The following is a 23,832-nucleotide window of genomic DNA, read 5'->3' as shown; positions in this document are numbered from 1 at the left end:
CAATGATTTAAAGTGACATTCTCATTGTTTAAAGGTATGGATTGTACCTTAAGGTGGAAGAATAGAAGTAGGAGTTTTCTATCTAATCGAAATTTGGTACACTAGAGCTATGAAGATAGAAGATACTATAAAAAAAGCAATCATTTTAGGAGCTACAGGAGGGATTGGCCGGCAGCTAGCGAAAGAACTGGCAAGAAGTCTGGATTATCTGGTCTTAGTAGGACGTGATCCAGACAAACTCTCCCAAGTCCAAGAGGAACTAACTGGGAGCAAGGCGCAACTGTCAATCCTAACGTTAGATATGCTAGATCAAGTAGCCCTAGAAGCTTTTGTAGAGAACCTAGATGCAGATCTTCTTGTCAATTGTGCGGGACTAGCCTATTTTTCCATAGGATGTGACCTTGATTCAGCTAGTGAGCAAGACCTCTGGCAAGTCAATTACCATGCTCCGGTCCAACTAATTAAGCAATTAGTGAAGAAGAATCAGAAGATCCACTTGGTCCAGCTGTCATCTCTGGTTGCTCTTTTTCCACATCCCTATCTAGCAGCCTACAGTGCCAGTAAGGCTGCCTTGCAGACCTACACTCTTGCTCTCCAGGAGGAATTGAGGCAATCAGATTCCCCGATTCAGCTAAGTCTGTATATTCTTGGACCAGTCCAAACAGCTATTTTTCCTCCTAAACTAGTAGAAGCATTGGGTGGCGGTCGCTTGCAGATGAAGCCTGAGAAAGTCGCTCAGCAGTTGATCCGATTTATAGAAAGGGATACTTCCTATGCGATTATCGGGCTTCGCTATCGCTTGCTAGTTTGGCTAGGTAGCATGCTTCCCCAAAGGTGGATCATTCGTGTCCTCGCCAGGTATTTACGAAAGGGACTTAATTGATGAAATTTATATTTATATTTTTAGCTGTTGCTTATCTTCTCTTATTTATCATCCGTTGGTTGCTGTCCTTTACTTATTATAAAAGAGGTCAGGCTCATATTGCGGACTTCCCAGAAGAGCTTTTTACAGTGGTCCAACCCATCCTCTCAGGAGATCCTCGTTTAGAGAGTGATTTGCGGGCCAATCTCCAGCAAACAGAAGCAGTGGAATTCTACTGGTTGATTGACCAGTCTGATACAGAAGCCCAGCGAGTAGCAGATCAGATTTGCCAAGAGGCTTCCTTTGCCCAACGCATTCGAGTCTTTCTCATTGAAGACGTCCCTCAAGGGATTAATCCCAAGAGTTACAAGATTGAGCAGGTTGTAGAGGAGCTGACCCGGCCTTATCTGATTGTTTTGGACGATGATAGTGTGATCGATTTTTCTAAGATGGGGGAGCTGACTGCCTATTTGGGTCAAGAGGTCATTCTGACAGGTATTCCCTATAACCAAGAGAGAAGCAATTTCTGGTCCAAGCTGGTTGCAGCATTCGTAAATGGCAATTCTTTTATTACTTATTTTACCATGGCAGAAGTTGAGGCGAATCACTCCATCAACGGGATGTTCTATATCCTACCGGTAGAACTTGCAAAAGACCAGGGGCTTTTCACAGCAATTAAGGATTATCTATGTGATGATTTAGCCGTAGCCGATTTTTTAAGGAGTAAAGGAGTATCCATTATCCAAACACGGGTCACCTGTAATGTTCGAACCACTATCAAGGACGCCAATCAATATCTGCTCCAGATGAAGCGTTGGCTTCTCTTTAGCTCTATCTATCTCAAAGAACACCTGGACTGGAAGGTCTTTTGCCTCATAGGTTTACCGAGTTTTCTGCCTCTTCCAGGTTTGATCCTAAGTCTTTTTTTAGGGTGGCCGTATTTTCTTCTAGCCTTAAGCTTACTGGTATTCAAGGCAGTTTGGATGCTCCTCTATCGACAAAGCATTCTATCCAATCGCCTATACTTGGATGAAGTCATCTATGAAGTGCTGAATGATCTGGTGCTTCCTTGGTTGTTTGTCTATGTTCTATTGACTCCACCTGTGATAAACTGGCGGGGGCGGAAGATTCGTGTGACGGACGGAAAGATTCGTTATGAGTAAGATGAAGTCCTATCTAGACCGTTTGTCTGCTTTATCTCTTGATCATACCATGCTAAACTCTAATCGCTTGGTTCTCTTTCGCAGTGGGAGCAGTGATGTCACTTGTGCCGGGCTGACAGCAGGACAACTGGAACTCCTCCATGCGATTTGTCCATCAGGTTATAGAGTAGTAGAGAGTAATTTCCCCTTCAATCAAGATTTTGAACATATACAGTTTCCTCAAGTATCCCTAATGTCGGCTTCTGCATCCAATATCATCTACTATTGGCATACCATTTTGAACCCTGGTTTCCAAAAGCTGTTAAAGAAGCACTTGTCTCCCTTGTTGGAAGCGCAGGAAGTGGTTCTTGTTTGTAAGAGTTCAGGGGTCAATATGCTGACCCAGTGGCTCAGAAGTTTAGGGAATCAAGTCTCCCTTCCAAGATTGCGTGTGATAGCGCTTGGCCCGGTTTCCCAGCTTCTCATAAGTCAAAAGGAGCTAGAACTACTGGTCATCAAAGGAAAGAAAGATCCTTATTCACGTATCCTGGATCACCATTCAGCGGATATTCAAGTGGATACGGATCATTATAGCTATGAATACAGAGAAGATGTGAAAGGAATCATCTATGACTGGATTAGAAAAAGTGATAAAAATCGATGTAATTAGCGTCCCCTTTAGTGGCCATTTATTTCCAACCTTGACTCTGGTAAAGCCCTTACTGGAGGATCCGCGTTTTCAGATCCGTGTTATTACAGGTTTTCAGAAAAAGGCATTGGTTGAGCAGATTGGTTTTGACTGCCTTACCTTATTTCCTGATCGTCCGACAGTGATGGAAGATATAGCCAATACATCAAAGCAAGCAAACCTATTTATCATGTACCAACAATTAGGGGCCAATAGCAGACTGATCCCTGAAGTTTTTGACGAAATAACTCGAATTTGGAACTCTGAGGGGAGACCAGACTTGATCATTGCAGATTTTGTAGCCGCTCCTGCTGGAGTTTTAGCAGATCGTTTGGGCATTCCCTGGATTACGACCATTCCAAGTCCAGTAGCGATTGAAAGTCGCACGACAACGCCTGCTTATCTAGGTGGCTGGAAACCTCACCAGGGGACCTTCTACAAGTGGAGAGATTCTCTGGGTAGGCAAGTCATCCGTCTGGCAAAGAAAGTTGGATTTTCGCTAGTTAAGAAGAATCTCGATACCCTAGAGGATTTCAAATTGTACCGTGAAGATGGGACAGAAGCGATCTATTCTCCCTATTCAATCTTGGCTCTAGGCATGAAAGAGTTGGAGTTTCGAGACGATTTTCCATCCCAGCTTAAATGGGTTGGTTATCGCTGTCTATCTTTTGACCGACTTCCTCAAGAACAGAGGCAGTATTTCACTAGCTCTAAAAAGCGGGTCCTCGTCACTTGCGGCACTCATTTAAAATGGGAAAAAGAGCGGATGGTGGAGTTGGCAAAGCTTTTGAGCCAAGAATATCCTGACTATGTCTTTTACGTAACCCTAGGCGACCCTAGTGGTTTGGAGCATCCACCAAGGATGTTGTCGGAAAATCTTCTGGTCTTTGATTACCTCCCTTATTCAGATGTTCTGGATCAAATGGACTTTGCCATTCATCATGCAGGTGCAGGGATCCTGATGGGCTGTATCGAGCAGGGCATTCCAAGTCTAATTTTGCCCCAGGACTATGACCAGTTTGATAATGCAGTTCGGGCTGAGTTATTCCAAATAGGATTGGTCTCTCGTAAAAAGACAGATTCCGAAGTTTTGCGCTTATTTAATGAATTGGTTTCTCGGGAAGATTGGTCGCACCTAAAGGTCCTTGCTCAACAAAGCAAAGCCTACCAGCCAACAAAGATTCTTTATCAAGAAATAGAGAGACTCTTGAAAGTGAGGTTATAGAAGAAGTGGAGGGGGAGACTCCTGTTTGCTTTCTTCCAAAGACCTTCTATTATTGAATATAAAAAAACTAGAGATTTGACTCTAGTCTTTTTGTTTTTGATGGGTGATATTTTTACCCCAGGTGACGATATTTTCATTTTTGTTGAGGATTCGTTTGATATTGTCCTTGTGGCGGATGATAATCAAGGACGAAAGTGCGAGAACGATAATGGTAAAGATGATATCGTAGCTTGGGAGGATCCAACCAGTCAGTGGGAGGATGAGGACTCCGATACTAGCCAGAATAGCGACCGTCACACTTGAAAAGGAAATCATACTGGTTAAATAGAGACTAGCAAAGAAATAAATAGCTAAGATAAATAGAAAGAGAGGTGAGAAGCCGATGAGGACTCCTGCACTGGTCGCGACTGCCTTGCCTCCTTTAAAGCCTGCAAAAATGGGGAAGGTATGACCAAGAACTGCGAGAAGACCAAAGACCATTGGCGAAATCCCTGTAACCCCAAAAATAGTCGGCAATAAAACAGCCAAGGTCCCTTTGAGGAAATCAACCGCAAAGACGACCAGACCAGCCTTCGTCCCTAGGATACGGAAGGTATTGGTGGTCCCTGTATTTCCAGAACCGTGTTCACGTAGATTGATGTTAAAGAAGGCTTTTCCAATCCACAAACCAGAAGGGATAGAACCTAATAAGTATGCTAATACGAGTAAAAGAATTGTTTTCATCATAGTTTCATTATATCAAAAATGCTTTGAATGAAAAAGAAAATATCTAGCAGATTTGTCACATCGGATAGTTGGTTTGAACCAATCGCACTTAAATAGCCTAGTTAAAGGGAGAGAAGAAAGAAAAATTTTGCAAAATTTCCTAAAAAGCTGTAATATAGAAAAGATGAACAAACAGGAGGTTCCTTGTGTCTAAAAAGGAAATCAACATTAATAATTACAATGACGATGCCATTCAGGTACTAGAAGGGTTGGATGCGGTCCGTAAACGTCCAGGGATGTATATTGGATCGACAGATGGAAATGGGCTTCACCATTTGGTCTGGGAAATTGTCGACAATGCGGTCGATGAAGCCCTATCTGGTTTTGGTTCTCAAATTGACGTTACCATCAACAAAGACGGTTCCCTATCTGTAGCAGACCAAGGTCGGGGAATGCCGACCGGGATGCATGCTATGGGCAAACCAACCGTTGAAGTCATCTTTACCGTCCTCCATGCTGGAGGAAAGTTTGGTCAAGGTGGTTATAAGACTTCTGGTGGTCTCCACGGGGTGGGATCTTCCGTCGTGAACGCCCTCTCTAGCTGGCTTGAGGTTGAGATTACTCGTGATGGTGCTGTCTACAAGCAACGCTTTGAAAATGGTGGGAAGCCTGTTACCACTCTTGAGAAGATTGGGTCGGCTCCCAAGTCCAAGACAGGAACCAAGGTCACCTTCATGCCAGATGCCACGATCTTCTCAACAACCGATTTCAAGTTTAATACCATCGCCGAGAGGATCAAAGAATCAGCTTTCTTGCTCAAGGATGTAACACTGACGTTGACAGACCTTCGTAAGGAAGAAGACAACCATGTCGCCTTCCATTACGAGAATGGTGTTCAGGATTTCGTTGAGTACTTGAACGAAGATAAAGAAACCTTGACGCCCGTTCTCTACTTTAATGGGGAATCAGAAGGCTTCCAAGTAGAAGTTGCTCTCCAATACAATGATGGCTACTCTGATAATATCTTGTCCTTCGTCAACAATGTCCGGACCAAGGATGGGGGAACCCACGAAACCGGACTGAAGACAGCCATTACCAAGGCTATGAACGACTATGCAAGAAAGACGGGTCTTCTCAAAGAAAAAGACAAGAACCTAGAGGGATCCGACTATCGCGAAGGTCTTTCCGCCGTTCTTTCGATCTTGGTTCCAGAAGCTCATTTGCAGTTTGAAGGGCAGACCAAGGACAAACTAGGAAGTCCACTTGCTCGACCAGTTGTTGACGGGATTGTTGCTGACAAGTTGACCTTCTTCCTCATGGAAAATGGGGAATTAGCTTCCAATCTGATTCGCAAGGCCATCAAGGCCCGGGATGCGCGTGAAGCAGCTCGGAAGGCGCGGGATGAGAGTCGAAATGGCAAGAAGAACAAGAAGGACAAGGGGCTCTTGTCTGGTAAATTGACCCCAGCCCAGTCCAAGAATCCTGCCAAGAACGAACTATATCTAGTCGAAGGGGATTCAGCCGGTGGTTCTGCTAAGCAAGGTCGGGACCGCAAGTTCCAGGCTATCCTTCCACTTCGAGGGAAGGTTCTCAATACTGAGAAGGCCAATATGAGTGATATCCTCAAAAACGAGGAAATCAACACCATGATCTACACTATTGGTGCTGGAGTTGGGGCTGACTTTACGATCGAAGATGCTAACTATGACAAGATTATCATCATGACCGATGCGGATACGGATGGGGCCCACATTCAGACCCTTCTCCTAACTTTCTTCTATCGATATATGCGACCTTTGGTCGAAGCAGGACGTGTCTATATCGCGATGCCTCCTCTGTACAAGATGTCTAAGGGCAAAGGGAAGAAAGAAGAAGTGGCTTATGCCTGGACAGACAATGAATTGGAAGACCTACGGCGAACTTTTGGCCGTGGGGCAACTCTTCAACGGTACAAAGGGTTGGGGGAGATGAATGCGGATCAACTATGGGAAACTACCATGAACCCAGAAACCCGTACCTTGATTCGTGTCACGATTGATGATTTAGCGCGTGCAGAACGCCGTGTCTCAGTCCTCATGGGTGACAAGGCAGCCCCTCGCCGCCAATGGATCGAAGACAATGTTAAGTTTACCCTGGAAGAAACGACCGCGTTTTAAGGAGTGCGAGTGATGGATAGTTCAGGACATTCGATTATATGGACTTACTTAGGTTTTATTCTCTTAGTCTCATCGCCCTCAGCTATTTTTGCATTCTTTATGAATCATCGGAAAAAAAGTTTACTAGGACTTTATGCACCGATCGTGTTTACTTTGTTCATGATCTTGATGCTTATTTTTAATATAGAGGGCTCAGAATCCGCTGCTTTAGGGGCGACCTTTATCATGTTTTTATTTGGCTTTCCTTTGATAATAGGAGCCTTAGTCTACACACTGATTCGTTTGTGTTTCGTTTATAGGAAGAATCTGCGGAAGGGACTTTTGATTTTCCTATCCTATATCTTAGGCCCCCTATTAATTGGTCTTCTTGGCTTGTGTGTGGTAATGATATTTCAGATTCATCAGTTCGTATTCATAGTCCTTATTTTGATGATTCTGGTTTCCTATCTGCCTCCTCTTTATCTCTATCATTTTGAGCGAGATCAGTAGGCTACGGGACACTTCCTTAATAATATCTTGTCGTTGATTGTATAGAAAATTCAGAAGTGATCAATAGTTTACTGCTCTATCCTGTTAAAATATAACCAATACCTTTAAGTGATGAAGGAGGGAAAGATGAGAACTGATACAGAAATGATGAATCTGATTTTGCAAATAGCTGATACTCTAGAAGTAGAAGCAATTGCTTTATCCGGATCACGAACGAATCCTCAGGCATCCAAAGACGAGTTTCAAGATTACGATGTGGTTTATATAGTTGATGATCTGAAAGACTTGTTATCTGATTTATCTTGGCTAGACCAGTTTGGAATGCGTCTGATTGAACAGCACAATGTCCTTGGACACCGTCGTCTGTATCTCATGCTTTTTGAAGATGGGAATCGTATTGATTTAACCCTCTGCCCCAAGGAGTATATCCAAGAGTGGGTGGACAGCGAAGCAAATTTTGAAGTTATAAAAGACGACAAAGGTTTGTTTGAAGCCTATCAGCCTAATTCCAAGCGCTATTGGACCGCTCCGCCTACTGAAGAGGAATTTGCAGCATCCTGCAATGAATTTTGGTGGGTATCGGCTTATGTCGTAAAGGCCATTCGAAGAAATCAGCTCATCTATGCGACGGATCACCTCTATGGCATTTGCCAGCAAGAACTCCTCAAGGTCTTTGCTTGGCAGGTGACAAGTGATAGGGGAGCAGTTGATATCGGAAAGAACTACAAATACCTCTTTCACTATCTCCCAGCTGAGAAAGAGAAGGAGTTCTCAGCTCTGCTAAATCTATCTAGTATAGAGAAGGTCGGCCAGTCCTTGTTTGCTACCATGAATATTTTTGATCGAGAAGTTCAAAGCCTGGCCAAAAAGATGGGATTTGCCTATGATCAGGAAGAGGCTGAGAAGATGATAGCTTATGCTGAAGAGAAACTGTCAAATCATTGATTCAATAATCTATTTTAAACACTTTAAACTACAGAAAGGATAGTTTAGTTACTTGTAGTAACTGAACACCTTCTTTTATAAAAATCTACTCAACATTCTTTGAAAGGAGTTGAACACGCCCTAAATACTGTGTGAAAAAGATAAATTCTCTTGTGAGCATGGCTCACTGCAAGAATTTCCTATTTTCACTTTGTATTTTACGGGCTTTGTATCCTATATGAGTAATATCCAAAATATGTCTTTAGAGGACATCATGGGAGAGCGCTTTGGTCGCTACTCCAAATACATTATTCAAGAACGGGCTCTTCCTGATATTCGGGATGGCTTGAAACCCGTCCAACGGCGGATTCTTTATTCGATGAATAAGGACGGCAATACCCATGACAAGGGCTACCGCAAGTCTGCCAAGTCTGTCGGGAATATCATGGGGAATTACCACCCTCACGGGGATTCTTCTATCTATGATGCCATGGTCCGCATGTCTCAAGACTGGAAGAACCGCGAGATCCTTGTGGAAATGCACGGAAACAATGGTTCCATGGATGGGGATCCGCCAGCGGCCATGCGTTATACGGAAGCGCGTTTGTCTGAAATCGCTGGTTATCTTTTGCAAGATATCGAAAAGAACACAGTGCCGTTTGCCTGGAACTTTGACGATACAGAAAAAGAGCCAACTGTTTTGCCGGCAGCTTTTCCAAATCTTTTGGTCAATGGGGCTACGGGGATTTCAGCTGGTTACGCGACAGATATTCCGCCACACAACCTTGCTGAAGTCATCGATGCCGTGGTCTACATGATCGACCATCCATCTGCCAAGGTAGACAAGCTCATGGAGTTTTTACCTGGACCTGATTTTCCAACTGGTGCCATTATCCAAGGACGGGATGAGATCAAGAAAGCCTATGAAACAGGTAAGGGCCGGGTGGTTGTTCGCTCTAAGACAGAAATCGAGCAACTCAAAGGAGGCAAGCAGCAAATCGTCGTTACCGAAATCCCTTATGAGATCAATAAAGCGGTCTTGGTCAAGAAGATCGACGATGTCCGTGTTAACAACAAGGTGGCCGGTATTGCGGAAGTCCGGGATGAGTCTGACCGAGATGGTCTTCGTATTGCCATTGAGTTGAAGAAAGATGCCAATGCTGATCTAATCTTGAACTACTTGTTCAAGTACACAGACTTGCAGGTCAACTACAACTTCAATATGGTGGCGATTGATAACTACACACCACGTCAAGTGGGGATCGTACCGATTCTCTCTAGCTACATTGCTCACCGTCGGGACATCATTGTCGCTCGCTCGCGCTTTGATAAGGAAAAGGCAGAACGACGCCTCCACATCGTAGAGGGCTTGATCCGCGTCATTTCTATCCTTGATGAAGTGATTGCCTTGATCCGGGCTTCTGATAACAAGGCAGATGCTAAGGAAAACCTCAAGGTCAGCTACGATTTCACCGAAGAACAAGCAGAAGCTATTGTCACCTTGCAATTGTACCGCTTGACCAATACGGATATCGTGACTTTGGAAGAAGAGCATGCCAGTCTCAAGGAACAAATCGCGACCTTGGCAGCCATCATTGGGGATGAACGGACCATGTTTAATCTCATGAAGAAGGAATTGCGTGAAGTCAAGAAGCTCTTTGGGAATCCCCGTCGCAGTGAGTTGCAAGACACTGCTAAAACGATTGAGATTGATACAGCCAGTCTGATCGTTGAAGAGGAAACCTTCGTCAGTGTGACCCGTGCTGGTTATATTAAGCGAACCTCGCCTCGTTCCTTCAATGCGTCGACAGTGGAGGAAGTCGGTAAGCGGGACGACGATGAGTTGATTTTCGTAGAGCCTGCTAAGACCACCCAGCATCTTTTGCTCTTTACCAACTTGGGAAATGCCATCTATCGACCTGTTCATGAATTGGCAGATACCAAGTGGAAGGATATCGGGGAGCACCTTAGTCAGACCTTGACCAATTTCGAGCAAGAAGAAGAGATTCTTTTTGCGGAGATTGTGGATCAGTTTGAAGGAGTGACCTACTTTGCAGCTACCCAACAAGGCCAAATCAAGCGTTTTGAACGCAAGGAATTGAGTCCATGGCGGACCTATCGTTCTAAATCAACTAAGTACGCTAAACTGAAGGACCAAGAGGACCGTATCGTAGCGGTTGCACCAGTGGTCCTCGAGGACATCATGATCATTACTAAGAATGGTTATGGCCTCCGATTCAATATTGAAGAGGTGCCAGTAGTTGGTGCCAAAGCAGCAGGTGTTAAAGCTATTAACCTCAAAGACGGGGATCAAGTTGTGGCCGTCTTTAAGTCAACGACACCAAGCATGTATATCCTGACCCAACGAGGCAGTCTCAAACGGATGTCACAAGATGATATTCCTGTGACCAGCCGTGCCAAACGTGGACTGCAAGTCTTACGTGAACTGAAGTCTAAACCACACCGCGTCTTTAAGGCAGGTCCAGTCTTCACTGACCAGGGTGATTTTGATCTCTTCACGAGCCAGGAAGAAGTGGGAGAGCAAGATCAAATCCTTCAGATCACCTCGACAACAGGTCAGGTAACAGAAGTAGATGTTACTCAACTCAGCTTGTCAGAACGAACTAGCAATGGTTCTTTTGTCAATGATCAAATTTCTGATCAAGAAGTCTTTACTGCTAGAATTAAATAAAAACAAAATTAGCCAGTTTATGGCTAATTTTGTTGCTCGATAAATTTTCTGAAAATTGAAAATTTCACTTGAAATTCTCATGAAATGGTGTAAAATAGAGTACATGAATAAAGTCATCCTTTGTGGTGGCTCTTGCTATTTAGCAAGTCTTGAATGGAAGAAGGAAAACTGACATGACAGTATCACTTGATTGGGAAAATCTTGGATTTTCTTATATGAAACTACCTTACCGCTATATCGCCTATTATCGTAATGGTGCCTGGGAAAAAGGAGAACTATCCGAAGATGCCACTCTTCATATTTCTGAATCTTCTCCGAGTTTGCACTACGGACAGCAAGCTTTTGAGGGTCTGAAAGCCTACCGGACAAAAGATGGCAACATTCAATTGTTCCGTCCAGACGAAAATGCCAAACGTCTGCAACGGACTGCAGATCGTCTTTTGATGCCTCAAGTTCCAACGGATATGTTTGTGGAAGCTTGTAAGGCAGTAGTTCGTGCCAATGAAGAATATGTCCCACCATATGGAACAGGTGGAACCCTCTATCTTCGCCCATTATTGATTGGGGTTGGAGATATCATTGGGGTGAAGCCAGCAGAGGAATACATCTTTATGATCTTTGCTATGCCCGTCGGAAACTACTTCAAGGGTGGCTTGGTTCCAACCAACTTCTTGATCCAAAACGACTATGACCGAGCAGCTCCTCATGGGACAGGCGCAGCGAAAGTCGGTGGGAACTATGCCGCTAGCCTCTTACCTGGTAAATTAGCTAAGTCTCGAAACTTCTCAGACGTAATTTACTTGGATCCTGCAACCCACACCAAGATTGAAGAAGTGGGATCTGCTAACTTTTTTGGGATCACAGCTGATAATGAGTTTGTAACACCACTTAGCCCATCTATTCTGCCATCCATTACCAAGTATTCCTTGCTCTATCTTGCAGAGCACCGTCTTGGTTTGACACCAATCGAAGGGGATGTCCCAATCGATAACCTAGACCGCTTTGTTGAAGCAGGTGCTTGTGGAACTGCCGCAGTTATTTCCCCAATCGGGGGAGTTCAGCACGGAGATGACTTCCATGTCTTCTATTCAGAAACGGAAGTAGGGCCGGTTACCCGCAAGCTGTATGATGAATTAACGGGCATCCAGTTTGGTGATATTGAAGCACCAGAAGGATGGATTTTCAAAGTAACTGAATAAAACAATCATAAGGGGGAGGAGAACTCCCTCTTTTTCTTAGGAAGCGATACTAGCAAATTGAAATAATTTAATCATGAAACATTTTCGGCTTGCAAGCATGTGAAAAATTTTGTAAAATAAAGGGGTTGAAATGAGGTAGAAGAATGAGTAAAAAAGATAAAAAAATTGAAATCCAAATTTCTGATAGCAAGGTAGTTGTTGGAAAAGATACCTTTGATGGCTACCAATTAGCGATTGGAAAGAAGGCTATTGCTGAGATTGCTGATATGGGAGCTCAGTTCGCTCTTGTGAAAAATGGAGCCGTAGAAAGTCTTTATAAATCACTGGAAAAAGCAGTGGAAAGTGCCATCGAAAATTATAATTTGAACAAATAAGGGGTTGCATTTTCATGAAATCAATGGTATAATTGTGTCTGTTGATTTGCTTGGAGAGATAGCGAAGAGGCTAAACGCGGCGGACTGTAAATCCGCTCCTTCGGGTTCGGGGGTTCGAATCCCTCTCTCTCCATTTCACTTTTGGGGTATAGCCAAGCGGTAAGGCAAGGGACTTTGACTCCCTCATGCGTTGGTTCGAATCCAGCTACCCCAGTTCTAGGTAATATCAGATAAGGTGGTAAAATATCTACTCAGGTATTTTATTTCTTTATATGAAGATGTCGTTGTAGATCATTTTGATTTCGTTGCGAGTGCTTGCTTAGGAAAAATAATTATAAGTATGTCAAGTTTAGAAAACTTGATTGTTGGAGGATTTTTTAGATGAATGAATTTGAAGATTTGCTAAACAGTGTTAGCCAAGTTGAGCCAGGTGATGTTGTTACTGCTGAAGTTTTGACAGTTGACGCTACACAAGCTAACGTTGCAATCTCTGGAACTGGTGTCGAAGGTGTCTTGACTCTTCGCGAATTGACAAACGATCGTGATGCTGACATCAATGACTTGGTTAAACCAGGTGAAACACTTGAATTGCTTGTTCTTCGTCAAGTAGTTGGTAAAGATACTGATACAGTAACTTACCTTGTATCTAAAAAACGTTTGGAAGCTCGCAAAGCATGGGACAAATTGGTCGGACGTGAAGAAGAAGTTGTTACTGTTAAAGGAACTCGCGCTGTTAAAGGCGGACTTTCAGTAGAATTTGAAGGACTTCGTGGATTTATTCCAGCTTCAATGCTTGATACTCGTTTTGTACGTAACACTGAACGTTTCGTAGGTCAAGAATTTGATGCTAAAATCAAAGAAGTTGACGCAAAAGAAAACCGCTTCATCCTTTCTCGTCGTGAAGTTGTTGAAGCTGCATCAGCTGCAGCTCGCGCTGAAGTATTCGGTAAATTGAATGTTGGTGACGTTGTAACTGGTAAAGTTGCTCGTATCACTAGCTTCGGTGCTTTCATCGACCTTGGTGGTGTTGATGGATTGGTTCACTTGACTGAATTGTCACACGAACGCAACGTTTCACCTAAATCAGTTGTAACTGTTGGTGAAGAAATCGAAGTGAAAGTCCTTGACTTGAACGAAGAAGAAGGTCGCGTATCACTTTCATTGAAAGCTACAACACCTGGACCATGGGATGGCGTAGAACAAAAATTGGCTGCTGGTGATGTCATCGAAGGTACTGTTAAACGTTTGACTGACTTCGGTGCATTCGTTGAAGTGTTGCCAGGTATCGATGGACTTGTACACATCTCACAAATTTCACACAAACGTGTTGAAAATCCAAAAGATGTGCTTAAAGTTGGACAAGAAGTAACTGTTAAAGTTCTTGAAGTAAATGCTGCTGATGAACGTGTATCACTTTCTATCAAAGCTCTTGAAGAACGTCCAGCTCAAGAAGAAGGCGAAAAACAAGAAAAACGTCAACAACGTCCACGTCGTCCAAAACAAGAAAAACGTGACTTTGAACTTCCAGAAACTCAAACTGGATTCTCAATGGCTGACTTGTTTGGTGATATTGAATTGTAATCAACTTAAAAAGCTTGCTTAGGCAAGCTTTTTTTACTTGTAAAATGATCGATTTTTTGATATACTATAACAGTTGCCACCCTTAGTGTAATGGATATCACGTAAGATTCCGGTTCTTGAGATGGGGGTTCGATTCCCTCAGGGTGGATGTCGATAGGAGAGCCTTGAGGCTCTCTTTTTTTATTTTTGGATGAGAAAGATGGCAGAAGGTTTTTAAGAGCAGGATTGGGCTCTTAGGGCACTGTACGATTTATAAATGATGAGATCAAGAAAACACCATGTCCTAAGACATGGTGTTTAACGTTTTGTTTAGTTTTTAGAAGCTGCTTGGAATTCTGGGTTCTTCCATGCTTCATCGATAATCGCTTGCAATTCTTTTGCAGATGCTTGCATTTTTTGTGTTTCAGCGTCGTTTAATGGGATGTTTACTGGACGAACGATACCGTGTGCACCAACGATCGCTGGTTGACCGATAAAGACGTTCTCAACTCCGTATTGTCCTTCTTGGAAGACTGAAAGTGGAAGTACAGCATTTTCATCATCAAGGATAGCACGAGTAATACGAGCAAGGGCAACGGCGATACCGTAGTAAGTAGCACCTTTCTTGTTGATGATTGAGTAAGCAGCATCACGTACAGAGATGAAGAGATCTACAAGGTCAGCTTCATCCAAGTCACGGTTAGCTTGCAACCATTGTTCCAATTTTACACCGGCAACGTTAGCGTGTGACCAAACAGCAAACTCAGAGTCACCGTGTTCACCCATGATGTAGGCGTGAACTGAACGAGCATCAACGCCGATTTTTTCAGCAAGTGCTTGACGGAAACGAGCTGAGTCAAGTGAAGTACCTGAACCGATAACACGTTCTTTAGGGAAACCTGAGAATTTCCAAGTTGAGTAAGTCAAAACGTCAACTGGGTTAGCAGCAACAAGGAAGATACCGTCGAAACCAGAAGCAACAACTTGTTCAACGATTGATTTGTTGATGGCAAGGTTTTTACCAACAAGGTCAAGACGAGTTTCACCTGGTTTTTGAGGAGCACCCGCAGTAATAACAACGAGGTCAGCATCCGCACAGTCTTCGTACTTAGCAGCATAAATCTTCTTAGGAGAAGTGAAGGCAAGTGCGTGGCTAAGGTCTTCAGCATCACCAACCGCTTTTTCAAACAATTGAGGGATTTCGATGATACCTAATTCTTGTGCGATACCTTGAGTAACAAGTGCGAAAGCATAAGATGAACCTACAGCGCCGTCACCAACAAGGATAACTTTTTTATGTTGTTTAGTTAATGTCATTATTCTAAACGTCTCCTTCTATTTTTTGGGGTTTCCCCATTCGCATTTATTCTACCACTTTTACTTTTCTTTGTCACGGTTTTACGCCTATTTTGGACGATGTAAACATTTTTACTCTTGTGTTCCGAAGGAGAAAAAAAGTCCTAAATGTGTTATAATAGTATGGTGAATTAATTAAAGAGAGGCATTGTTTTAATGCAGGATAATAACTTAGTTGATGTTAACTTAACATCTGAAATGAAGACCAGTTTCATCGATTACGCTATGAGTGTTATCGTGTCTCGGGCTCTTCCTGACGTGCGAGATGGTTTAAAGCCAGTTCATCGTCGGATCCTTTATGGAATGAATGAACTTGGGGTTACACCAGATAAACCACATAAGAAATCTGCCCGTATTACTGGGGATGTTATGGGTAAATACCATCCACACGGGGACTCTTCTATTTATGAGGCTATGGTTCGGATGGCTCAATGGTGGAGCTATCGTTACATGCTTGTAGATGGGCATGGGAACTTTGGTTCTATGGACGGTGATGGAGCTGCGGCCCAACGGTATACAGAAGCTCGTATGAGCAAGATTGCTCTTGAAATGCTTCGGGATATCAACAAGAATACAGTTGATTTCACGGATAACTACGATGCCAGTGAACGCGAACCAAACGTCCTTCCAGCTCGCTTCCCTAACTTGTTAGTCAATGGAGCGACAGGGATTGCGGTAGGGATGGCGACAAATATCCCTCCACACAACCTCGGTGAGTCTATTGATGCTGTCAAGCTAATGATGGACAATCCTGATGTGACCACACGTGAGCTGATGGAAGTCCTTCCTGGACCAGATTTCCCAACAGGAGCCTTGGTCATGGGCAAATCAGGTATTCATAAGGCCTATGAAACAGGAAAAGGCTCAATTGTCTTACGGTCTCGGACGGAAATTGAAGAGACTAAGACAGGGCGTGAACGCATTGTCGTTACAGAATTTCCTTATATGGTCAACAAGACCAAAGTGCATGAGCATATCGTTCGTTTGGTTCAAGAAAAACGAATCGATGGGATTACAGCAGTTCGGGATGAGTCTAACCGGGAAGGGGTTCGTTTCGTCATCGAAGTGCGCCGTGATGCCTCAGCTAATGTTATCTTAAACAACCTCTTCAAGATGACCCAAATGCAAACCAACTTTGGTTTCAACATGTTGGCTATCCAAAATGGTGTCCCTAAGATTCTCTCTCTTCGTGAGATTTTAGGATCTTATATTGAGCACCAAAAAGAAGTGGTGACTCGTCGGACCATCTTTGATAAAGAGAAGGCGGAAGCTCGTGCCCATATCTTGGAAGGTCTCTTAATCGCTCTTGATCACATCGATGAAGTGATTAAAATCATCCGTAATAGCCAGACAGATGCAGAAGCACAAGCAGAATTGATGAGTAAGTTCAAGCTTTCTGAGCGTCAAAGCCAAGCTATCTTGGATATGCGTCTTCGTCGTTTGACTGGTTTGGAACGTGACAAGATTCAAAGCGAATACGATGATCTCGTTGCCTTGATTGCTGACCTTGCTGATATTTTAGCCAAGCCAGAGCGTGTAGTTGCGATTATCAAGGAAGAATTGGACGAGGTCAAACGGAAGTTTGGAGATCCACGTCGGACAGAATTGATGGTAGGAGAAGTTCTATCACTAGAAGACGAAGATTTGATCGAAGAAAGCAATGTTTTGATCACTCTCTCTAACAAAGGTTACATCAAACGATTGGATCAAGATGAATTTACTGCTCAAAAACGTGGGGGACGTGGTGTTCAAGGTACAGGGGTCAAGGATGATGACTTTGTCCGTGAATTGGTTTCTACCAGCACCCATGATCGTTTGCTCTTCTTTACCAATAAGGGACGGGTTTACCGTCTGAAAGGCTATGAAATTCCTGAATACGGCCGTACAGCTAAGGGACTTCCAATTGTCAACTTGCTCAAGTTAGATGACGGAGAATCCATTCAGACCATTATTAACGTCGCTCAGGATCGTAGTGAAGACGCTTATCTCTTCTTTACAACCCGCTCAGGTTTGGTAAAACGGACCAGTGTAGCTGAGTTTGCTAATATTCGTCAAAATGGCTTGAAAGCTCTTAACCTTAAAGATGAGGATGAGCTGATCAACGTCTTCCTCACAGACGGAAATACGGACGTGATCATCGGGACAAAATTTGGTTATTCTGTCCGCTTCAATGAGTCTGTCGTACGGAATATGGGCCGTTCGGCAACTGGGGTACGAGGTGTCAACCTTCGTCCAGGTGACCAAGTGGTCGGTGCAAGCGTCATTACAGATCAAGATGAAGTATTGATCATCACTGAAAAGGGATACGGTAAACGCACGCGTGCTGATGAGTATCCAACAAAAGGACGTGGTGGTAAAGGGATTAAAACTGCTAATGTGGTTGATAAGAATGGTCCTCTGGCCGGTCTCATGACTGTCAAAGGAGATGAAGATTTGATGATTATCACCAATACAGGTGTCATGATTCGTACCAGCGTCGCCAATATTTCTCAAACTGGACGTTCGACCATGGGTGTGAAAGTGATGCGTCTGGATCAAGATGCCCAAATCGTAACCTTTACAACTGTTCAAGCTGACGAAAAAGATGAGTCAGAGACTGAAACTGAAAGTGAAGGGTAGGATAAATAATGGCTTCAAGAAGAAAAAAGAAGAAAACAAGCTTACGAAATCGCTTGATTAATATCTTTGCTACCTTACTAATCCTTTTGTCTATTGCCTTGATCTTTAATGCTCCGATTCGGAACATGATCATGGTTTGGCATACAAATAAGTACCAGGTGAGCAAAGTTTCGAAAAAGACTATTGAGAAGAATAAGGAAGCTAAGACTAGCTTTGATTTTAAAGAAGTAAAATCGCTTTCTACAGAATCTGTTATCAATGCCCAGTGGCAGGCGCAGAAATTGCCTGTTATTGGGGGAATAGCGATTCCTGAGTTGAAGATGAACCTTCCGATTTTTAAAGGCTTAGATAATGTGGGACTCTATTATGGGGCAGGTACCATGAAAGAGGACCAGGTTATGGGGGAAAGGAATTACTCCTTGGCTAGTCACCATGTCTTTGGTTTGACAGGGGCAAATGAAATGCTCTTTTCCCCGTTAGAACATGCCAAAGCTGGAATGAAAATCTATGTCACAGATAAAGAAAAGATCTATACCTATGTGATTACCTCTTTGGAAACAGTATCTCCGGATCGTATTGATGTTATTGCTGACCACGAAGGTGTTAATGAGATTACTTTGGTTACCTGTGATGATTTAGCTGCAACCAATCGGATTATTGTTAAAGGTACGTTAGAAACGTCTGTAGACTATGATCAAGCTCCAAAAGAGATTTTAGAAGCTTTCAGCAAGTCTTATAATCAAATGCAATTATAATCAACTTAAAAAGAGGTCCTTGACCTCTTTTTTGAATGTAGACAAATTGTTATGTTACATAAAACAGCTGGATGATTTTCAAAAAACGACTTTTATTTTTACTCATTTAAGAAGAAGCAAAACTTTCCGCTGTGAGAAAAGTGCCTGAAACACTGTTCATTCAGGCACTCGGAATTATTGAGACATTAGACTCAATAATTAGTCATGGAACTTCTACGAAGTTCGCTGACGTCCGTACTCACCTAAGGAAAGTTTTTTAAATTACTTTGTTTTCATTCTGAAAAGAGGTCCTTGACCTCTTTTTTTGTTAATTTTCTGCCAACTTGTAAGAGGATAGTCATAAAATGTTACCTGACTGACATATTTTTGCATGCTTTCTATTTTATAATAGAAGAGTGATAGATAGAAGCTTGGAGGAACCGAATGCACACAGAAGATATCTATACTTTGTTAAGAAACTTCTATGGCTTACTGGTCAATGATTTTCCAAAAACGGGGCTCATTACCAAGGGGATCTACGAAGTTGAACAGGTCTTTGAAACCATTAAAAACCTTCCTGATAATCAAGAGCACTTAATTCGATACGAAATTCGTCAATTCCTAGCGACTTTGGAACAAGTGCAAGAAGGCTATAGAATTAACTTTTCAAACGAAGAAAATCGAATCCTTGAAAACCTAAGAGAAGTAGTTTGTCCTATATAAATTTTATACAGAATCATCCATTTTCCTCCTCAATTGCGAATTATTAATTGAGGAGGTTTTTATGTATCATATTGTATTTCAAGAATCTGGTCTTTTACCTAGAGAACGTTTGCTAACAGAAGGCCCTGATAAGCTCAGTCATCAAGAATTGCTATCCATCTTATTACGGACGGGGAACAAAAATAAACCAGTCTACGAGATCGCTCAGGACCTGCTGGGCTCACTAAAGAGTTTAAAAGAACTGGCTAGTATGAGTTTTCAGGAGTTACAGGAAGTTCCAGGAATTGGGAAAGTTAAAGCCATTGAGCTGTTAGCTGCTATTGAACTAGGGAAACGAATACAGACTTCGGAAGTGATTGAAACGGAACAAATCATGAGTAGTCAGAAGCTGGCAAAAATGATGCAACAAAAAATAGGCCATGAGAAACAGGAACATTTATTGGCCCTGTATCTGAATACCCAAAATCAAATTATCCATCAGCAAGTGATCTTTATCGGAACAGTCAATCGTAGCATTGCAGAACCGAGGGAAATCTTGCACTATGCCATCAAGCATATGGCGACATCCATAATCTTGGTTCACAACCACCCGTCCGGTATCATTCATCCTAGCAAGAATGATGATGGTGTCACCCAACAAATGATTGAAGCCTGCAATTGTCTAGGAATTGTTTTTCTGGACCATCTGATTGTCTCAACTGATGATTATTATAGCTATCGGGAAGAAACAGATTTATTGGTATAGAAAAAGAGAGTGGGACAGAAATCGGTCATTCGTTAGAATTCGATTTCGTCGTCCCACCTCCGCACAGTTGAGTAGGGCTGTAAAAGCTGATAAAATCAGCGTAGTAGAGCCCACTCAACCACTGCGTCTTGCTCAATAATCCAAAGACAATTGAGAGGCTAGGACTTTTGTCCCAGCCTCTTTGCTTATCATGAATTCTTGCGCATAAAGTAGAGAAGGGTTTGCAGTTCACTGGTTAGGTCGACATATTGGACTACCACATCTTTTGGAACTGTTAAGTGGACTGGAGAAAAGCTAAGGATTCCCTTGATACCAGCTTCAACTAGTAAATCTGCAACTTCTTGAGATTTTACACTTGGAACGGTTAAAATAGCTGTTTGAATCTCTTTTCCCTCAAGTTTTTCTTTTAGTGAGGAGATGCCGTGAATCGGAATACCATCTTTACTTTTAGTGCCGACTAACTCATGATCATCCGTATCAAATGCCATGACAATTTTCATTTTATTTCGCTCATGGAAGCGATAGTGAAGAAGGGCACTCCCCATATTTCCAATCCCGACGATAGCAACATTGGTGATGGAGTTATCATTCAAGAGATCGGCAAAGAAGTTCATTAACTTTTTGACATCATAACCAAAACCACGTCGTCCAAGCTCTCCAAAGTAGGAGAAGTCTCGACGAACAGTTGCGGAATCAATCCCGATGGCTTCAGCAATCTGTTTTGAATTTGCTCGCTCGATTTTCTCTGCATTAAAGCGTTTAAAAATGCGGTAATACAAGGAGAGTCGTTTGGCAGTAGCACGAGGAATTGGATTAGTCTTATCTTGTTTCACAATATCACAACCTTTCAAATCTATTTTATAAAAAGTTTGTGAAAAAAGCAACTATCTTCTACTAAAAAAACACCAAAATGGTGTTTTCTTTGTTAATTGGAATTTCTTAAACTCTGATCGAACTGAATCAGATAGCGATAAAAGTCACCGATTTTTCCAGTGAAAGGTAAGGTATGCTCCTTGTAGGTAACAGAAACAACCTGATAGGAATCTGGAAGGGTCACACAGCCTGAGAAGGCTAATAGACAGTGATCGATGTTATCGTAGCTAACCTGACGTTCTTTTTGGTATGCATCCAAATAGGTGAGGACTACAGGACCATTGGTCATTAGTTTTCAATCCTTTCAAAGATTTCACGTTCAACTAAACTGTCCATGAGGAAGTAGAATTTTTGTTGGATAATCTTGTTTTCTGGGTTTTTAAAAATATTTACCAAACGAAGGCCTGACTTGTCAGTAATGTTAATTTTAAATCCTGTTAAATCCTTATTGATGATAATTTTTAACTTAAAGCCATCTCCACTATTTGGAATAACTTCTAACAAACGATTTAATTCGTAGTTTCCAACCTTTGTTTGTGCAAAGGTATTGTCGCGTAGGGTATATTTTTTAATATTTGGATGGATTGCGTATGTGTAATCGCAGTTTGGTAATGAGACAGATGTTTCAAATGCCATGTAATTCTCCTAAAATTTTGTGAATAGTTGTTATAAAAGTATCGACTTCAGCAGTCGTATTGAATTCGGATAAACTAATGCGAATAGATTCCTTCATGCGAGGTGAATCTTCGCCATAATAAGCTGCAAGGACATGACTTGGCTGAACAGTCCCCGCAGTACAAGCAGAGCCAGTTGAGACTGAAATTCCCGCCATATCTAAACGAAGCAGTAAGATATCATTGCTGATACCGGGGAAGCCAATATTTAAGACATGAGGAAGTTTGGAGTCTGTGCTATTCAGATAGAAATCTAGATCTTCTAGGCCAGTTAGGATACGTTCAGATAAGCTCTGAATATACTGATAATTTGCTTCTAACTGATCAGTTGCCTCTTTGAGGGCTTGAGCCATTCCAGCAATCGAAATCAAGTTCTCTGTACTTGCTCGACGCTTGTCTTCTTGGTCCCCCCCGTGTAAGAGATTGAAAAAGTCAGGCTTTCTAGCATAGAGGATGCCAACCCCTTTTGGCCCATGAAATTTATGGGCAGAGGCGGTTAGAAAATCAATTCCTAGCTCTTCAGGGGCTACAGAAAGCTTACCAACGGCTTGAACAGCATCCACATGAAAAGCAGCAGGATGGTCTTTTAAAAGGTCTGAAATAGCCTTGATGGGTAAGAGATCACCCGTCTCGTTATTGGCATACATGGTGGACACCAAAATAGTATCAGGACGAAGGGCGGCTCGAATATCTTCTGGCCGAATCATTTGATTGACTGGCTGAATAATGGTTACTTCAAATCCATATTCTTGGACCAAGTACTCAATTGGTTCCAGAACGGCATGATGTTCGATAGCCGTGGTGATAATATGCTTGCCTTTCTGTCTGTGTTTGAGACAGTAGCCCTTTATAACAGTGTTATTGCTTTCGGTTCCCCCAGAAGTGAAGGTAATTTGTTGACTAGAGGTTTTTAAACAAGATGCAACGCATTCCCTAGCATCTCTAAGAATCTTTTTTGCTTGGCGACCGTGGGAGTGGAGACTGGATGGATTTCCGAAACTGGATTCCATCGTTTCTGTCATCACCTTGATTACTCCAGGGCTTAGAGGAGTTGTTGCTGCATTGTCAAAATAAATCACGCCATCACCTTATTTCTTGTGGTATGCAAAGAGTGGACTAACAGGTTTACGCTCTTGGATACGAACAAGGGCATCTCCAATCAATTCGCTTGCAGTAATGTATTTTACATTTTTTGGTTTTTGCTCTTTGGTTGCTACAGAGTCTGTAACTAAAAATTCTTTAATCGGTGCTTGGTCTAGTAATTCTGCAGCTCCTTTAACGAAAAGTCCGTGACTAGAAACAGCATAAATCTCAGTAGCGCCATCTCGTTGGACAATTTTTGCAGCTTCAGAGAAGGTTTTTCCTGTATTTAAAATATCATCGATCAGGATTGCTTTTTTTCCCTTGACATCCCCGATGATGTAGCCTTGGTCACGGCTGGCATCGTCTTGGGCGTAGTCAATGATGGCAATTGGGGCATCTAGATATTCAGCAAGATTACGTGCTCGTTTCACTCCGGAGTTTTTAGGACTGACAACCACTACATCTGAACCGGTTAAGCCCTGTTTGATATAGTGATCAGCAAATAGAGGAATCGTGAACAAGTTGTCTACTGGGATATCGAAGAAGCCTTGTACTTGAACCGCATGAAGATCGAGGGTTACAACACGGTCTACACCTGCCTTGACCAACATGTTGGCAACCAATTTTGCTGTAATTGGTTCGCGAGGAGCAGCAGTGCGGTCTTGACGAGCATAACCAAAGTATGGAAGAACGACGTTAACGGTATGAGCGCTAGCTCGTTGGCAAGCATCTACCATGATTAACAATTCCATCAAGTGATTGTTAACAGGGAAGCTGGTAGATTGGATGATATAAATATCATATCCACGGACACTTTCTTCGATATTTATTTGGATTTCACCATCTGAGAATTGACGTGAAGAAAGCTTTCCGAGTGGGATGCCAGCAACTTCCGAAATTTTTTGTGCAATTTCTTGATTGGAGTTGAGTGCGAAGAGCTTCATATTGTTTTTTTCTGACATGTGTTTGATCCTCATTTAGATATTTTTGTCTAGTCTTATTTTAGCAA

21 protein-coding genes and 3 tRNA genes are annotated in these 23,832 nt (G+C 42.5%); 17 read left to right on the top strand and 7 right to left on the bottom strand.

Annotation, left to right across the window (positions count from 1 at the left end; all coding sequences use genetic code 11):
- Positions 1–109: 109 nt before the first annotated feature.
- Genes ACOXXR_RS05180 through ACOXXR_RS05165 form a run of 4 tightly spaced genes read left to right on the top strand, consistent with a single transcriptional unit; the run spans position 110 to position 3,917 of the window.
- Positions 110–883 carry an SDR family NAD(P)-dependent oxidoreductase gene (locus tag ACOXXR_RS05180; protein WP_314836842.1) on the top strand — a complete coding sequence of 258 codons (774 nt, stop codon included), beginning with the start codon at positions 110–112 and terminating at the stop codon, positions 881–883.
- Positions 883–2,025, top strand: coding sequence for a glycosyltransferase family 2 protein (locus ACOXXR_RS05175; RefSeq protein WP_445278197.1), 1,143 nt, complete (start codon positions 883–885; stop codon positions 2,023–2,025). Before ACOXXR_RS05180 ends, ACOXXR_RS05175 begins: the two co-directional genes overlap by 1 nt.
- The gene (locus ACOXXR_RS05170) at positions 2,018–2,674 is read left to right on the top strand and encodes a hypothetical protein (protein ID WP_445278196.1); all 657 of its coding nucleotides are present in this window, start codon (positions 2,018–2,020) and stop codon (positions 2,672–2,674) included. Before ACOXXR_RS05175 ends, ACOXXR_RS05170 begins: the two co-directional genes overlap by 8 nt.
- Positions 2,634–3,917, top strand: a complete 1,284-nt coding sequence (locus tag ACOXXR_RS05165) for a glycosyltransferase (RefSeq protein WP_445278195.1) — start codon at positions 2,634–2,636, stop codon at positions 3,915–3,917. Before ACOXXR_RS05170 ends, ACOXXR_RS05165 begins: the two co-directional genes overlap by 41 nt.
- An 81-nt stretch (positions 3,918–3,998) precedes the next feature.
- Here the strand turns inward: ACOXXR_RS05165 and plsY are convergent, their stop codons facing one another.
- Positions 3,999–4,640, bottom strand: a complete 642-nt coding sequence (gene plsY, locus ACOXXR_RS05160) for a glycerol-3-phosphate 1-O-acyltransferase PlsY (RefSeq protein ID WP_195324009.1) — start codon at positions 4,638–4,640, stop codon at positions 3,999–4,001.
- A 188-nt stretch (positions 4,641–4,828) separates the two neighbouring features.
- Here plsY and parE point away from each other — a divergent pair, with 188 nt between their 5' ends.
- The 9 genes from parE (at position 4,829) to ACOXXR_RS05115 (ending at position 14,185) form a co-directional block, all read left to right on the top strand.
- Positions 4,829–6,778 (top strand): DNA topoisomerase IV subunit B, encoded by a 1,950-nt coding sequence (gene parE, locus ACOXXR_RS05155; RefSeq protein ID WP_445278194.1) that lies wholly within the window; start codon positions 4,829–4,831, stop codon positions 6,776–6,778.
- Positions 6,779–7,393: 615 nt separating this feature from the next.
- Positions 7,394–8,212 carry an aminoglycoside 6-adenylyltransferase gene (locus tag ACOXXR_RS05150; RefSeq protein WP_445278193.1) on the top strand — a complete coding sequence of 273 codons (819 nt, stop codon included), beginning with the start codon at positions 7,394–7,396 and terminating at the stop codon, positions 8,210–8,212.
- Between the two features lie 217 nt (positions 8,213–8,429).
- Positions 8,430–10,883 (top strand): DNA topoisomerase IV subunit A, encoded by a 2,454-nt coding sequence (gene parC, locus ACOXXR_RS05145; RefSeq protein ID WP_445278192.1) that lies wholly within the window; start codon positions 8,430–8,432, stop codon positions 10,881–10,883.
- A 173-nt stretch (positions 10,884–11,056) separates the two neighbouring features.
- The gene (locus ACOXXR_RS05140; RefSeq protein WP_287514482.1) at positions 11,057–12,082 is read left to right on the top strand and encodes a branched-chain amino acid aminotransferase; all 1,026 of its coding nucleotides are present in this window, start codon (positions 11,057–11,059) and stop codon (positions 12,080–12,082) included.
- Positions 12,083–12,225: 143 nt separating this feature from the next.
- The gene (locus ACOXXR_RS05135; RefSeq protein WP_048715920.1) at positions 12,226–12,456 is read left to right on the top strand and encodes a DUF2969 domain-containing protein; all 231 of its coding nucleotides are present in this window, start codon (positions 12,226–12,228) and stop codon (positions 12,454–12,456) included.
- Positions 12,457–12,508: 52 nt separating this feature from the next.
- A tRNA-Tyr gene (locus tag ACOXXR_RS05130) sits at positions 12,509–12,589 on the top strand.
- A gap of 9 nt (positions 12,590–12,598) precedes the next feature.
- Positions 12,599–12,670, top strand: a tRNA-Gln gene (locus ACOXXR_RS05125).
- 167 nt (positions 12,671–12,837) lie between these two features.
- Positions 12,838–14,037 (top strand): 30S ribosomal protein S1, encoded by a 1,200-nt coding sequence (gene rpsA / locus ACOXXR_RS05120; protein WP_006596419.1) that lies wholly within the window; start codon positions 12,838–12,840, stop codon positions 14,035–14,037.
- A 76-nt stretch (positions 14,038–14,113) separates the two neighbouring features.
- Positions 14,114–14,185: transfer RNA gene (locus ACOXXR_RS05115), tRNA-Arg, on the top strand.
- A gap of 161 nt (positions 14,186–14,346) precedes the next feature.
- Here ACOXXR_RS05115 and ACOXXR_RS05110 read toward each other — a convergent pair.
- Positions 14,347–15,333 carry an L-lactate dehydrogenase gene (locus ACOXXR_RS05110; protein WP_061563935.1) on the bottom strand — a complete coding sequence of 329 codons (987 nt, stop codon included), beginning with the start codon at positions 15,331–15,333 and terminating at the stop codon, positions 14,347–14,349.
- A gap of 195 nt (positions 15,334–15,528) precedes the next feature.
- On the opposite strand from ACOXXR_RS05110, the gene gyrA reads away from it, so the two are divergent.
- The 4 genes from gyrA (at position 15,529) to radC (ending at position 20,193) form a co-directional block, all read left to right on the top strand.
- The gene (gene gyrA, locus ACOXXR_RS05105; protein WP_195610893.1) at positions 15,529–17,991 is read left to right on the top strand and encodes a DNA gyrase subunit A; all 2,463 of its coding nucleotides are present in this window, start codon (positions 15,529–15,531) and stop codon (positions 17,989–17,991) included.
- 8 nt (positions 17,992–17,999) lie between these two features.
- Positions 18,000–18,746 (top strand): class A sortase, encoded by a 747-nt coding sequence (locus tag ACOXXR_RS05100; protein ID WP_445278191.1) that lies wholly within the window; start codon positions 18,000–18,002, stop codon positions 18,744–18,746.
- 423 nt (positions 18,747–19,169) lie between these two features.
- Complete coding sequence (locus ACOXXR_RS05095) at positions 19,170–19,448, top strand: hypothetical protein (RefSeq protein WP_006596413.1); 279 nt, start codon at positions 19,170–19,172, stop codon at positions 19,446–19,448.
- 61 nt (positions 19,449–19,509) lie between these two features.
- A complete protein-coding gene (gene radC / locus ACOXXR_RS05090) occupies positions 19,510–20,193 on the top strand; it encodes a RadC family protein (protein WP_048715930.1) in 684 nt (227 codons plus the stop codon).
- Between the two features lie 188 nt (positions 20,194–20,381).
- Here the strand turns inward: radC and ACOXXR_RS05085 are convergent, their stop codons facing one another.
- From ACOXXR_RS05085 to ACOXXR_RS05065, 5 genes are all read right to left on the bottom strand, one after another.
- Positions 20,382–21,026: a redox-sensing transcriptional repressor Rex gene (locus tag ACOXXR_RS05085; RefSeq protein ID WP_154852809.1), complete on the bottom strand. Its 645-nt coding sequence runs from the start codon at positions 21,024–21,026 to the stop codon at positions 20,382–20,384.
- Between the two features lie 92 nt (positions 21,027–21,118).
- A complete protein-coding gene (locus ACOXXR_RS05080) occupies positions 21,119–21,355 on the bottom strand; it encodes a DUF4649 family protein (RefSeq protein ID WP_445278190.1) in 237 nt (78 codons plus the stop codon).
- The gene (locus ACOXXR_RS05075; protein ID WP_445278189.1) at positions 21,355–21,702 is read right to left on the bottom strand and encodes a DUF1831 domain-containing protein; all 348 of its coding nucleotides are present in this window, start codon (positions 21,700–21,702) and stop codon (positions 21,355–21,357) included. The genes ACOXXR_RS05080 and ACOXXR_RS05075 overlap by 1 nt, the downstream gene beginning before the upstream one ends.
- Positions 21,692–22,819, bottom strand: a complete 1,128-nt coding sequence (locus ACOXXR_RS05070; protein WP_445278188.1) for a cysteine desulfurase family protein — start codon at positions 22,817–22,819, stop codon at positions 21,692–21,694. The genes ACOXXR_RS05075 and ACOXXR_RS05070 overlap by 11 nt, the downstream gene beginning before the upstream one ends.
- A 9-nt stretch (positions 22,820–22,828) precedes the next feature.
- Positions 22,829–23,785 carry a ribose-phosphate diphosphokinase gene (locus ACOXXR_RS05065; RefSeq protein WP_445278187.1) on the bottom strand — a complete coding sequence of 319 codons (957 nt, stop codon included), beginning with the start codon at positions 23,783–23,785 and terminating at the stop codon, positions 22,829–22,831.
- Positions 23,786–23,832 lie beyond the last annotated feature (47 nt).

The sequence above is a fragment of the Streptococcus sp. KHUD_013 genome, assembly GCF_052588545.1.
This window is presented reverse-complemented; position numbering and strand designations above follow the sequence as displayed.

Bases quoted from the DNA above. Each gene is read 5' to 3' on its own strand.
- ACOXXR_RS05180 (WP_314836842.1), top strand. From the start codon at position 110: ATGAAGATAGAAGATACTATAAAAAAAGCAATCATTTTAGGAGCTACA.
- ACOXXR_RS05095 (WP_006596413.1), top strand. From the start codon at position 19,170: ATGCACACAGAAGATATCTATACTTTGTTAAGAAACTTCTATGGCTTA.
- ACOXXR_RS05135 (WP_048715920.1), top strand. From the start codon at position 12,226: ATGAGTAAAAAAGATAAAAAAATTGAAATCCAAATTTCTGATAGCAAG.
- plsY (WP_195324009.1), bottom strand. From the start codon at position 4,640: ATGAAAACAATTCTTTTACTCGTATTAGCATACTTATTAGGTTCTATC.
- ACOXXR_RS05175 (WP_445278197.1), top strand. From the start codon at position 883: ATGAAATTTATATTTATATTTTTAGCTGTTGCTTATCTTCTCTTATTT.
- radC (WP_048715930.1), top strand. From the start codon at position 19,510: ATGTATCATATTGTATTTCAAGAATCTGGTCTTTTACCTAGAGAACGT.
- parC (WP_445278192.1), top strand. From the start codon at position 8,430: ATGAGTAATATCCAAAATATGTCTTTAGAGGACATCATGGGAGAGCGC.
- ACOXXR_RS05150 (WP_445278193.1), top strand. From the start codon at position 7,394: ATGAGAACTGATACAGAAATGATGAATCTGATTTTGCAAATAGCTGAT.
- ACOXXR_RS05075 (WP_445278189.1), bottom strand. From the start codon at position 21,702: ATGGCATTTGAAACATCTGTCTCATTACCAAACTGCGATTACACATAC.
- ACOXXR_RS05165 (WP_445278195.1), top strand. From the start codon at position 2,634: ATGACTGGATTAGAAAAAGTGATAAAAATCGATGTAATTAGCGTCCCC.
- ACOXXR_RS05080 (WP_445278190.1), bottom strand. From the start codon at position 21,355: ATGACCAATGGTCCTGTAGTCCTCACCTATTTGGATGCATACCAAAAA.
- ACOXXR_RS05110 (WP_061563935.1), bottom strand. From the start codon at position 15,333: ATGACATTAACTAAACAACATAAAAAAGTTATCCTTGTTGGTGACGGC.
- gyrA (WP_195610893.1), top strand. From the start codon at position 15,529: ATGCAGGATAATAACTTAGTTGATGTTAACTTAACATCTGAAATGAAG.
- ACOXXR_RS05100 (WP_445278191.1), top strand. From the start codon at position 18,000: ATGGCTTCAAGAAGAAAAAAGAAGAAAACAAGCTTACGAAATCGCTTG.
- ACOXXR_RS05170 (WP_445278196.1), top strand. From the start codon at position 2,018: ATGAGTAAGATGAAGTCCTATCTAGACCGTTTGTCTGCTTTATCTCTT.
- ACOXXR_RS05140 (WP_287514482.1), top strand. From the start codon at position 11,057: ATGACAGTATCACTTGATTGGGAAAATCTTGGATTTTCTTATATGAAA.
- rpsA (WP_006596419.1), top strand. From the start codon at position 12,838: ATGAATGAATTTGAAGATTTGCTAAACAGTGTTAGCCAAGTTGAGCCA.
- ACOXXR_RS05065 (WP_445278187.1), bottom strand. From the start codon at position 23,785: ATGTCAGAAAAAAACAATATGAAGCTCTTCGCACTCAACTCCAATCAA.